At 69.5% G+C, this 11,170-nt stretch carries 11 protein-coding genes; 8 read left to right on the top strand and 3 right to left on the bottom strand.

What is annotated here, in order from left to right; all coding sequences use genetic code 11:
• The 3 genes from BFF77_RS02430 to BFF77_RS02440 all read left to right on the top strand — a co-directional run.
• Positions 1 to 197, top strand: a 197-nt coding sequence (locus BFF77_RS02430; RefSeq protein ID WP_141698335.1) for a DUF742 domain-containing protein, incomplete at its 5' end; no start/stop codon positions are given.
• Positions 175 to 828 (top strand): GTP-binding protein, encoded by a 654-nt coding sequence (locus BFF77_RS02435; protein WP_066943301.1) that lies wholly within the window; start codon positions 175 to 177, stop codon positions 826 to 828. The genes BFF77_RS02430 and BFF77_RS02435, both read left to right, overlap by 23 nt.
• A gap of 23 nt (positions 829 to 851) precedes the next feature.
• Complete coding sequence (locus BFF77_RS02440) at positions 852 to 1,415, top strand: GAF domain-containing protein (RefSeq protein WP_066943303.1); 564 nt, start codon at positions 852 to 854, stop codon at positions 1,413 to 1,415.
• A 7-nt stretch (positions 1,416 to 1,422) separates the two neighbouring features.
• Here BFF77_RS02440 and BFF77_RS02445 read toward each other — a convergent pair whose 3' ends face one another.
• Complete coding sequence (locus BFF77_RS02445; protein WP_066943305.1) at positions 1,423 to 2,478, bottom strand: substrate-binding domain-containing protein; 1,056 nt, start codon at positions 2,476 to 2,478, stop codon at positions 1,423 to 1,425.
• A gap of 232 nt (positions 2,479 to 2,710) precedes the next feature.
• On the opposite strand from BFF77_RS02445, the gene BFF77_RS02450 reads away from it, so the two are divergent.
• The 5 genes from BFF77_RS02450 to BFF77_RS02470 all read left to right on the top strand — a co-directional run bounded on the left by BFF77_RS02450 (position 2,711) and on the right by BFF77_RS02470 (position 6,913).
• Positions 2,711 to 3,604: an ABC transporter permease gene (locus tag BFF77_RS02450; RefSeq protein ID WP_066943307.1), complete on the top strand. Its 894-nt coding sequence runs from the start codon at positions 2,711 to 2,713 to the stop codon at positions 3,602 to 3,604.
• Between the two features lie 58 nt (positions 3,605 to 3,662).
• Positions 3,663 to 4,682, top strand: a complete 1,020-nt coding sequence (locus tag BFF77_RS02455; protein WP_066943309.1) for an ABC transporter substrate-binding protein — start codon at positions 3,663 to 3,665, stop codon at positions 4,680 to 4,682.
• A gap of 2 nt (positions 4,683 to 4,684) precedes the next feature.
• Positions 4,685 to 5,554 (top strand): ABC transporter ATP-binding protein, encoded by an 870-nt coding sequence (locus BFF77_RS02460; RefSeq protein WP_425424329.1) that lies wholly within the window; start codon positions 4,685 to 4,687, stop codon positions 5,552 to 5,554.
• 175 nt (positions 5,555 to 5,729) lie between these two features.
• Positions 5,730 to 6,269 carry a helix-turn-helix domain-containing protein gene (locus BFF77_RS02465; protein ID WP_066943315.1) on the top strand — a complete coding sequence of 180 codons (540 nt, stop codon included), beginning with the start codon at positions 5,730 to 5,732 and terminating at the stop codon, positions 6,267 to 6,269.
• Entirely contained in the window at positions 6,266 to 6,913 is a 648-nt protein-coding gene (locus BFF77_RS02470; RefSeq protein WP_066943311.1) for a GNAT family N-acetyltransferase, read from the top strand. The genes BFF77_RS02465 and BFF77_RS02470 overlap by 4 nt, the downstream gene beginning before the upstream one ends.
• A gap of 23 nt (positions 6,914 to 6,936) precedes the next feature.
• Here BFF77_RS02470 and BFF77_RS02475 read toward each other — a convergent pair whose 3' ends face one another.
• On the bottom strand, positions 6,937 to 7,662 hold the full coding sequence (locus BFF77_RS02475; RefSeq protein WP_107422045.1) for a sugar phosphate isomerase/epimerase family protein: 726 nt from the start codon (positions 7,660 to 7,662) through the stop codon (positions 6,937 to 6,939).
• 178 nt (positions 7,663 to 7,840) lie between these two features.
• Positions 7,841 to 11,170: ThuA domain-containing protein (locus BFF77_RS02480; protein ID WP_079124766.1), on the bottom strand; the 3,330-nt coding region annotated here is incomplete at its 5' end.

The raw sequence follows: 11,170 nt of genomic DNA on the forward strand, positions 1-11,170 counted from the left end.
TCGGCCTCTGCCCGGGGCCGACCTCGGTGGCGGAGATCGCGGCGTATCTCGCTCTCCCCGCGTCGGTCACCAAAATCCTGCTCTCCGATCTGGTGGACTGCGGGGCGATCACCGCACGACCCCCCGACAGTTTCGACCACCCCACCGACCGTTTCCTGCTGGAGGCAGTGCTCGATGGCCTACGACGACAGCTCTGAAGTCCTCCCCGGACCCCTTTCCCGGCCCTTTCCCACCGCGCTGAAGATCCTTGTCGCGGGCGGTTTCGGGGTCGGCAAGACGACCTTCGTGGGAGCGGTCAGCGAGATCGCGCCGCTGAGTACGGAGGAGCTGCTGACCCAGATCGGCGCGGCGACCGACGATCTGACGGGCGTCGAGACCAAGACGGCGACCACGGTCGCCATGGACTTCGGCCGGATGACACTGGACGAGCGGCATGTGCTCTATCTCTTCGGCACACCCGGCCAGGAGCGCTTCTGGTTCATGTGGGACGAGCTGTCGCGAGGCGCGCTCGGCGCGGTCGTGCTGGCCGACACCCGGCGGCTGGACTACTCCTTCTCCGCGGTGGACTTCTTCGAGCAGCGCGGCATCGGATTCGTGGTCGCCGTCAATGAGTTCGACGGCTCCTACCGCTACGGCGCGGAGGAGGTACGGGCCGCCATGGACCTCAGGGCGGAGGTGCCGATCGTGCTCTGCGACGCCCGTATCGCCAGCTCCGGCATCCAGACCCTGGTCACGCTCGTCCAGCATCTCCTCACCTCGTCGGCGTCGCCTCCACCGGCGCGGTCATCGTCGTCGTCCCCGGCCCTGTCACCGGTTCCGGTCGAATGACCCCGGCACCACGGAGGACGGGCATGCCGTACGACCCGATCGGACGTCTGCTCCTCACCCCGGTCGACCAGGACGCGCCGGCGCGGGTGGTGCGGCTGCGCGAGCTCGGTCTCGGCGAGCGCCCGGAGCCCGTCCTCGACGCCTTCGCACGGGAGCTGGCGCAGGTGACCGGCGCACCGTACGCGATGGTCAACTTCGTCGGCGAGGAACGCCAGTTCTTCGCCGGGCTGTACGCTCCGCCCGGCGCCGGTGACGGCCGCTACATGGCCAGGGACCTCGGCTACTGCCCGTATGTGGTGGTGCGGCGCAGGGCGCTGGTGCTGGAGGACGTGCAGGACTTCCCCCGGTTCGCCGCGAACGCGCTCGTCGACGAGATCGGGATCCGTTCCTATCTGGGAGCGCCGCTCATGGACCGTACGGGGCTGGCGCTGGGCACCGTCTGTGTGATCGACACCGAGCCGCGGCGCTGGGGCCGTCCGGGCCTGGACACCATCAAGTCCTGTGCCGCGGAGCTGATGACGCGGATCCACCGCGGGGAGGACGGCCTGGTCCAGGACCTCGGGACCTGGGGCGGGCAGGCGCCATGACGTGCCGTCAACACGTCTCCCAGAAAGGTGAATTGGTCGGCGAGGGCGGACGCGCCGTACTCGCGCGCAGGACCACCTCGCCGCCCACCCGCAGCACCCGTGAGCGTGTTCCGCGCGGCTCGCGCAGCGCGAGCGAGATCACACTCTCGCCCATCGCGGTGAGCGGCAGGGCGACGGTCGTGAGCGGCGGAGTCAGCTCCCGTACCAGCGGTATGTCGTCGAAGCCGGCCAGCGACAGGTCCTCGGGCACCCGTATGCCCGCCTCGCGGAAGGCGGCCAGCGCGCCGACCGCCATCACATCGGTCACCGCGAAGACACAGGTGGGCCTGGCGGAGGAACCGGAGCGTACGAGCAGTTCCCGCGCGGCGGCGTAGCCGCCCTCACGGGTGAAGGCGCCGTGCACCACGGATCCCGCACCGAGCGTGACACCGGCCTCCGTCAGCCCTTCCCGGAATCCGGCCAACCGGTCGGCGACCGTGGTGAGTTCACGCGGACCGCTCAGTACGGCGAACTCCCTGTGCCCCAGCCCCAGCAGGGCACGGGCCAGATCGGCCGCCCCGGCGCGGTTCTCCGGCAGCACGGCGTCGGTGCGCAGACTGCGATGGCGGCTGACGACGGCGACCCGGCCGCCCGCGCGGATGTACGGCGCCAGTTCCGCGCCCAACTTCCGTTCCCAGGACGGATCCTGGAAGCCCGAGCCGATCAGCAGGATCGCTCGGGCGCGCTGCGCGCGGAGCACCGAGACATACGCGATCTCCTTGGCCGGTTCGCGGAAGGTGCTGGCGAGCATGACCAGGACGTCCTGCTCGGCGGCGGCCCGCATCACACCGCCCGCGATCGCGGCGAAATAGGGATCGCCCACGTCGTGGCAGATGACACCGACGGTGTTGCTGGAGGCGCTGGCGAGGGCCTGGGCATGGGCGTTGGGGATGTAGCCGAGCACATCGGCCGCGGCGCGCACCCGCTGCCGCAGCTCCTCGCGGACACGCGCCGTGCCGTTCAGCGCTCGGGACGCGGTCGCCAGGGAGACACCCGCGCGGCGGGCGACGGCGTCCAGCGTCACATGGGTCCGTGCTTCCCGTTCACTCAACTCACTCAACTCGACCCCCAGGTCGCGGTGGCGGTGGCGGCGGCGCCCGAGGAGAACCTGCGGACCCCGAAAGTTCGGGACGACCTATTGACCGTACGGACGGGCAGTCATTAGCGTGGCGATCACCCTATCAGAAAGCGCTTTCTGAAAGCGCTGTCGGGGAGCACCGCTCTTGTAACTACCCGGATTTCCCGAGGAGTTCACTGTGAGCCAGAGCGTCGTACCGACACCGACACCGAGCCCGGCGGCGACGCCGGAACCTGCCGAGGACGTGGCGGGAGTCGCGGAACGCGGCAGGCCGGGCGCGGGGGAGCGGTTCGGCCGCGCGGTGGAGGCGGGCTGGCGGCCCGTCGTGCTGCTGGGCGCCTGTTTCGCCGTGTGGTGGATCATCGCGGCGGCCGAACTGGTGGAGCCGTATCTCGTTCCCTCGCCCGGCGACACGCTCGACGTGCTCACGGGCAAGGCCGGCTACCTCTGGCAGCACACCTGGGTGACGACCTATGAGACCCTGCTCGGCTTCGCGATCGCCGTCGCCGTCGGAGTGTTCGCGGCGGTGGTGATGGTCTACTCCTCGACCGTCGAGAAGACGCTCTATCCGATCCTGCTGTTCGCCCAGGTCGTGCCGAAGATCGCCGTCGCGCCGCTGTTCGTGGTGTGGCTCGGCTTCGGTATCACCCCGAAGATCCTGATCGCCGTGCTCATCGCCTTCTTCCCGGTGGTGATCTCGATGGTCACCGGGCTGAAGGCGGTCGATCCGGAGATGCTCCAGCTCTCCGCGACGATGGGCGCGAAGCCCTGGCAGACCTTCGCCAAGATCCGCTTCCCCGCCTCGCTGCCGCATCTCTTCTCCGGGCTGAAGGTCGCCGTGACGCTCGCGGTGACCGGTGCGGTCGTCGGGGAGTTCGTCGGCGCGAACGAGGGGCTCGGCTATGTGATCCTCCAGGCGAACGGCAATCTCGACACTCCGATGCTCTTCGCCGGACTGCTTGTCATGTCACTGATCGGCGTCGTTCTCTTCGTCCTGGTGGAGATCGCCGAGAAGCTGCTGCTGCCGTGGCACGCCAGCCGCCGCGACAGCCAAGTCACCACCGCCTACTGACGCCTGTCGTCCCGTTCCGTCTCGTCTCGACTCGACCCCGTTCCGGGAAGGGCCAGCCATGCACGCGCGCAGACTCCTGATCGGCCTCGTACCGCTGCTCCTGGTCGCCACCGCCTGCGGTGGGGACGGCTCGGACACCAGCACCAGCGAATCGGGCAAGAAGCTCGACAAGGTGACGCTGACACTCAACTGGTATCCGTACGGCGAACACGCGCCGTTCTACTACGGCAAGCAGCAGAAGATCTTCGAGAAGCACGGCATCGATCTGACGATCCGCGCGGGCCAGGGCTCGCAGAAGACCGTGCAGGCGACCGGCGCGGGACAGACCGACTTCGGCTGGGCCGACACACCCGCCCTGCTCAGCGGGGTGGACCAGGGCATCGCGGTCAAGAGCCTCGGTGTCTTCCTGCAGACCACACCGTCCTCCGTGCAGTTCTTCGACAGTGAGAACGTCCGGGCTCCCGCCGATCTCAAGGGCAAGACCGTCGCGGGAACGGCCGGTGACGCGCTGAGCAAGACCTTCCCGATCTTCCTGGCGAAGAACAACCTGAAGGAGTCGGACGTCAGGATCCAGAACACCGACCCGGCCGGCAAGATCGCCGCGGTGATCTCGGGGAAGACGGACGCACTGCTCGGCTACGCCAGTGACCAGGGCCCGACCATGCAGGACAAGGCCAAGAAGCAGGTCTCGTATCTGCGCTTCTCGGAGCACGGCCTGAACTTCTACTCCAACGGTCTGATCGCGGGCCGGGAGATCCTCTCCGGCAGGAGCGAGTTGGCCGGGCGCATGGTCCAGGCCGTCAGCGAGTCCTGGGCGGCGGCCGAGAAGGCGCCGGATCCGGCCGTCGCGGCGATGGAGGGCGCGTCGGAGCAACTGCCGCCCGAGAGCGTGCTGTCGGAACAGTTCCGGACGACGCTCACACTGCTGCACACCGACGCGACACAGGGCAAGGCGCCCGGTGTCAACACCGAGGGCGACTGGCAGCAGACCATCGATGTCTTCACCGAGGCCGATCTGGTGAAGAGCCCGAAGCCGGTCGCGGAGTACTGGGACAGCGGCACGGCGCTGAAGGGATGACGATGGCCAGGGACATCACGCTGCGGAAGGCAGCCGGGCCGCCGCCCGACGACAGCGCACCGGGTACGGCGGGCACACCGGGCGCGGCGGCCGGAGGAGGCGCGGCGGCCGTCGGCCTGGAGGACGTGGCCGTCCGCTTCCGGACGAAGAAGCGCGACGTGACCGCCCTGCACGAGGTCTCCCTCGATGTGGCGCCGGGCGAGTTCGTCGCCATCGTCGGTCCTTCGGGCTGTGGCAAGTCGACGCTTCTCAAACTGGTCGCCGGTCTGCTTCGGGCGTCCGCGGGTGCCGTACGGCTGCACGGAGACCGGGTCGGCGGGCCGCGGCACGACATCGGCTATGTCTTCCAGCGGGCCGCGCTGCTGGAGTGGCGCACCGCCCGGCGCAATATCCTGCTCCAGGCGGAGATGCGCCGGATGCCGGGCGAGCGGGCCCGCGCGCGTGCGGACGAACTGATCGCGATGACCGGGCTCTCCGGCTTCGAGGACGCGTATCCGCACGAGCTGTCCGGCGGTATGCAGCAGCGGGTCGCGCTCTGCCGCGCACTGCTGCACGAGCCGCCCGTCCTGCTGATGGACGAGCCGTTCGGCGCGCTCGACGCCCTGACACGCGAGCAGATGAACATGGAGCTGAACCGCATCTGGCGCGAGACCCGCACCACCGTGCTGCTGGTCACCCACTCCATCTCGGAAGCCGTCTATCTCGCCGACCGGGTGGTGGTGATGAGTCCGCGTCCGGGCACGATCACCGAGATCATCGATGTCGGGCTGCCGCCCGAGCGCGACTACACGGAGACGCTGGGACGGCCCGAGTTCCGCGAGGCGGCCGGGCACATCAGGGGGCTGCTGGGCGCGGCCTCGGCGCAGGACTGATCCGGGAGGGGTTCTTCGCAGTGCATCCCTGATATGGGATACCGTTCCGTATGTGAGAGAGAAGGAGACGGGGGAGAACACTCCCAGCGCCGAGTCCGGTACCACGGGCGCCGGCTTCGGTACCGCTCGGGGCGCCGATCCCGGTGGCGCTCCCGGCGCCGACCCGGTCGACGAGCTGCTCGCCGCTCGCCTCGCCGAACTGCGGGGCGAGCACGGCTGGTCGCTGGACGAGCTGGCACGCCGCAGCGGAGTGAGCCGCTCGACGCTGTCCCGCGCCGAGCGCGGGGGGATCAGCCCCACGGCGTCGATGCTCGGCCGGCTCTGCGCGGTGTACGGGCGGACGATGTCGCAGCTGCTCAGCGAGGTGGAGACGGAGCCGGCTCGGCTGGTCAGGGCCGCCGACCAGACCGTGTGGAAGGACACCGCCTCCGGCTTCGTCCGCCGCTCGGTCTCGCCGCCGCAGGCGGGACTGCGCGCGGAGGTCGTCGAAGGAACGCTGCGGCCGGGCGCGGACGTGTCGTACGAACGGCCTCCGGTCCCGGGCATGGAGCAGCACATCTGGGTGCTCGAAGGATCGGTCGAGTTCACAGCGGGGCGCGAACCGCACACGCTCGACGCGGGCGACTGTCTGCGTGTACGGCTCTGGGGTCCTACGCGCTTCCGCTGCCCGGGGCCGGATCCGGTCCGGTACGCCGTGGTGGTGGTCCGGCCATGAGTACCGGTCCCACAGGTGTTCCCGAGGTGATACCGCTCTCCGCCGGCGAACTGCTCGACGCGGTCGACGCGTTGGCCGATCTGATGCTCGACACGGTGGCCGGCGGCGCCTCCATCGGCTTTCTCCACGCGCTGGACCGAGCCACGGCGGCGCGGTGGTGGCGGGCGCAGGCCACCGCCGTACGGGAGGGACGGCTGTCCGTACGGGTCGCGCGGGACGGCGAACGGATCGTCGGGACGGTCGGGGTGTCCTTCGCGGACAAGCCCAACGCACGCCATCGCGCCGAGATCGTCAAACTGATGGTGCACCGCGACGCGCGCGGGAAGGGCCTCGGCCGTACGCTGCTCACCGCGGCGGAGGAGGCCGCGGCCGAGGCGGGTGTGACGCTGCTGCTGCTCGACACCGAGACCGGCAGTCCCGCCGAGACGCTCTACCGCTCGGCGGGCTGGACCGTGATCGGAGTGGTTCCCGGCCATGCCGCCGACCCGGGCGGGACACTCCGTCCGACCACCTTCCTCTACAAGCACCTCGGGAACCGCCGGCCCCTCGAAAAGGACTCCCGGAAGGACCACGGGCGGCCCGCCGGAAAGGACCACGGGCCGGTCCCGGCCGCCGTGTCACAGCGGCCGGGACCGGCACCGTAGAACCCCCCCCCGTCAATCCCGGCTCAGTACCGCAGCCGCGACAGATACCGGTAACTGGTCAGCGCGGACGCGAACGGATCGGCCGGCGCGTCGTGCTCCACCAGCCACTGCCGCACACCTCCGCTGCGCGCGGTGTCGAACATCGCCGGGAAGTCCAGCACCCCCGAACCGACGTCCTCGAAGCCACCGTTCGGCGCCATGTCCTTCACATGCAGCGCCGGGAACCGGTTGCGGTGTTCGGTGAAGAGCCGTCCCGGATCGTCCCCGCCCTTCGCCGCCCAGTACAGATCCAGCTCGAAGCCGACCAGTTCGGGATCCGTCTCCTTGAGCAGGATGCCGTACAGACTCTCGCCGTCGACCACACTGTGGTCGCCGTCGTGATTGTGGAAGAGCACCTTGAGCCCGGACTCGCGGGCGACGCGCCCCGCCGCGTTGAACTGGCGTGCCGCTTCCCGGTATCCGGCCGGTGAGTGCATCCCGTCCGGCAGGCTCGGCACCACGACCCACTTGCCGCCCAGGGTATGGACGTCCTCGATCGCCTGGGGCAGTCCGCTGCCGGTGACCGTGGTGTAGGCGACATGTTCGAGCACGGCCTTGAGCCGGGTCTCGTCCAGCATCCGCCGGATGTCGGCCGCGCTGTGGCCGTGCCTGCCGCTGACACCGACCGTCGCGTAACCGATCTCCGCCAGCCGCTCAAGCGTTCCCTTGAAGTCCGTCGCGAGCGGTGTGCGCATGGTGTAGAGATGCATGCCGATCCCGGACGGCGGTATGCGCCGCCGTCGGCAGCGGCCTGCGGCTCCGGCACCCTGGGCGGTGGCGGCGTGGGCGGTGGCCGTCGTGCCCGCCGCCGTGCCCATGCCCAGCGCCGCCAGTCCGACGGCCCTGCCCAGGAACGCTCTTCGGGTGCTGCTCATGGTCGCTCTCCTCTCAGGCCGCGGGGCCCGCGTTGATGTGGACCGCGCCGGTGGTCGTGTCACCCTTGTCGTCGGTGACGCTGAGATGCGCCGTGTACGCGCCCGGCCTGGAGTACGTATGGGCCGCGGTCGGCCCTTCTGTACCCGAGACCTTGGTGTTGTCGCCGAAGTCCCAGTGGTACGAGGCGATCGTGCGTCCGGACACCGGCTTCACCGTGCTGCTGAGCTGTACCGCCAGCGGCGCGGCTCCCGAGGCCGGTGCCGCCTTGACCTTCACCTTCGTGACCGGTTTCTTCTCGACTCCGCGACCGTTGAAATGCAGCCAGTCGAGCGCGAGCAGATCCGGCTTCTCCGCCGACCAGCCGGGATTGGTGAAGACGGCGTACAGCTTCACCGAAGCGCCCGGATTCCTGAGTGCGACGGTGGGGGAGACGACATTGCCCCAGCCGCCGGTGTTCGGAACCGTCACCTTGCCCAGCAGCGGTCCGGTCGGTGAGCCGTCGCGGAACTCGATGTCCCCGCCGAGACCGCCCGAGGCGGCACCGACCGTGACCGAGGAGATCCCCTTGAGATTGACCGGGTCGAAGGCGATCCAGTCACCGTCCTCGATCTCCGTGAGCCGCTTGCCGCCGGAGGCGTCGGCACGGTCGCCCGTCACGGCGCCGTCGTGCGCGCCACCCGTGGTGCTGCGGTGCTCGGCCTCGCGGAAGGCGGTCCGCAGCGTCAGCGAGGACGATCCGGTCAGGGCGGGCACGCCCGGGGCACCCCTGTCCTCGTACTGCGCGGTGATGCCGTAGTACAGGTTCTGCCCGGGACCGTGGCTGTCCCCGGCGTCGGTGACGATCTCCCCGGCGCAGCCCGTGTAGTTGTCCAGCGGATGCAGATGGCTGTCATGGCCGAGCTGGGACTGTACGACCACCCGTGAGCAGTCGATCGACTCGCCCTCACCGGTCCTGCCGTCCTCGCGGTCCTTCACCTTCACGGTGAACGGGATGGTGTCGCCGAAGCTGAACATCCCGCCGTTCGGCGGCTGCTGGATGGTGACCACCGGCCGGGAGTTGCCGACCGTGATCTCCCGGACGGAGAGCGCGGTCAGCCCGCCGGGGCCCGTGACCGTCAGCCGCGCCGTGAACCGGCCCTTGTCGCGGTAGACATGGGAGGGGTTCGCCTCGGTCGAGTCGGTGGTCCCGTTGCCGTCGAAGTCCCAGGCGTAGGAGACCGGTCTGCCGCCGGGCAGTCCCGAACCCTCGCTGGAGAAGGCCACGGTCAGCGGTGCGGGTCCGCTGTCCGGGCTCGCCGCCGTCTTGGCGTCGGGCAGCCTGCCGTCCCCGACGTAGTCGATACGGTAGATGCCCGAGCCCTCGTTGCTGCCACCGCGGCCCGTGCCGCTGCCGAGTCCGAAGTCGATGACGTACAGCGCTCCGTCAGGGCCGAAGTCCGCGTCGAAGGGCTGGTTCCAGCTCATGTCGCCGAACACGCCGTTGATGGAGTGGAGATCGCCCGCCTTGACGGGCTCGAACCGCGGATCCGTGAAGGTCTGGTCCTTCTCCTGGAACGAGAAGGTCTTGAACCAGGTCCTGGTCAGCTCGTAGTTGAACCACTTTCCCTCGAAGTACTCGGGGAACTTGGAGGGATACGTGTTCGCCGGATCGTAGTCGTAGACCGGCCCGCCCATCGGTCCGCCGCCGCCCGTGCCCAGCTCGGGGAACCGCGGCGAGGCGGAGTAGGCGTACCAGACCGTCGCGGGCTTGGCCGCTGGCAGCTCGCGCAGACCGGTGTTGTTCGGCGAGTCGTTGACCAGCGCGGCGCAGTCGAACTTCGCGCCCGAGGTGCCGGTCGCGAAGTCGTAGTCGTTGAACGGGGTGTTGTCACCGGTGCAGTACGGCCAGCCGTAATTGCCCGGCTCCGTGATGCGGTTGTACTCGACGGTGCCCTCAGGTCCGCGGTTGGCGACCGCCTCCCGTGCGTCGGGCCCGTAGTCACCGACCAGCAGCGCGCCGCTGAGCGGGTCGGTGGTGATACGGAACGGATTGCGCATGCCCATCGCGTAGATCTCCGGGCGGGTCCTCCCGGTGCCCGGCGCGAAGAGATTGCCCTCGGGGACGGAGTACGTGCCGTCGTCCTCGGGCGTGATACGGAGAACCTTGCCGCGCAGATCGTTCGTGTTGCCCGCCGTGGTCTGCGCGTCCCAGGCGCGGCGCCCCTCGCGCTCGTCGATCGGGCTGAAGCCGTCGGAGGCGAAGGGATCGGTGTTGTCGCCGGTCGCGACGTACAGATCACCGTTCTTGTCGAAGGTGATCGAGCCCGCCATGTGCGAGTTGGCCCGGCCCTCGCCGCGCAGTGTCGGCACGGTCAGCAGCCGCTTCTCCGAGGCCGGGTCGACGGTGTTGCCGGTGACCGTGAAGCGCGACAGGTTGAGCCGCTTCTCGGTTTTGTCGGAGTGCAGCAGATAGAGCCAGTTGTTCCGCGCGAAGTCCGGATCGAGAGTGAGACCGAGCAGACCGTCGGACTGGCTCGTCATCTCCGGGGTGTACGCGAAGTCCAGCGCGGTCGAGACCTGGAGCGTCTGCTGGTCGATCACCTTGAGCTTGCCGGTGCGCTGGATGAAGAAGACCCGGCGGTCCGGCGCGACGGCCAGCTCGAAGGGGTCGGCGAGATCGCTGGTGGCCAGCGGAGTGCGCTGGAAGGAGCCCGTCCTGGTGGCGGTGCAGTCACCGGGCTTGCTGCCCGCCGCCCACTGGATGCCGCCGAGCAGATGCCTGCGGAAGGCGTCCTCCTGGAAGGCGGAGGCCGCGTGGCCGCCGGCGGTGAACCAGGAGCGTCCGCCGTCGTAGTTCTGGCACCAGGACCACGGGTGGTCGACGCCCTCGTCCAGACCGCTGACCCCGTCGTTCACCTTGATCTGGGCGAGCGTGTGGACCTTGCCGGTCGGATTGACGCGCCAGTTGTACCACTCCTCCGTACGCTCCCAGAGCTGCGGCAGGCCCTGGGTGGAGGGATGGACCTGATCGAGCACCTTCACCCGGCCCGTCTGGACGGCGGGATGCTTGTCGAAGATCGCGCCGACCAGCCCCTCGTACCAGTCCCAGTCGCGCTCGCTGGCGGACGCGGCGTGCAGGCCGACCCAGCCGCCGCCGCCGCGCACGAACGCCTGGAGCGCGGCGCGCTGTCCGGCGTCGAGCAGATCGCCGCTCTCCGGTGTGGAGTTGGTGTTGTTGAAGACGATCGCCTGGAAGCGGGCGAGGTTGTCCTCGGTGAAGGCCGAGGCGTCGCTGGTGGCCTCGACCTCGAATCCGTTCTCGCTGCCGAGCTGTTGGACGGCCTCGATCCCGGCCGGGATCGA

This window comes from Streptomyces lushanensis (assembly GCF_001700515.1).
In the GTDB taxonomy this organism is placed as follows: domain Bacteria; phylum Actinomycetota; class Actinomycetes; order Streptomycetales; family Streptomycetaceae; genus Streptomyces; species Streptomyces lushanensis.

What these genes read in the sequence shown, in the direction of transcription:
- BFF77_RS02440 (WP_066943303.1), top strand. Translation starts at nt 852, where the DNA reads ATGCCGTACGACCCGATCGGACGTCTGCTCCTCACCCCGGTCGACCAG.
- BFF77_RS02435 (WP_066943301.1), top strand. Translation starts at nt 175, where the DNA reads ATGGCCTACGACGACAGCTCTGAAGTCCTCCCCGGACCCCTTTCCCGG.
- BFF77_RS02460 (WP_425424329.1), top strand. Translation starts at nt 4,685, where the DNA reads ATGGCCAGGGACATCACGCTGCGGAAGGCAGCCGGGCCGCCGCCCGAC.
- BFF77_RS02475 (WP_107422045.1), bottom strand. Translation starts at nt 7,662, where the DNA reads ATGCATCTCTACACCATGCGCACACCGCTCGCGACGGACTTCAAGGGA.
- BFF77_RS02455 (WP_066943309.1), top strand. Translation starts at nt 3,663, where the DNA reads ATGCACGCGCGCAGACTCCTGATCGGCCTCGTACCGCTGCTCCTGGTC.
- BFF77_RS02470 (WP_066943311.1), top strand. Translation starts at nt 6,266, where the DNA reads ATGAGTACCGGTCCCACAGGTGTTCCCGAGGTGATACCGCTCTCCGCC.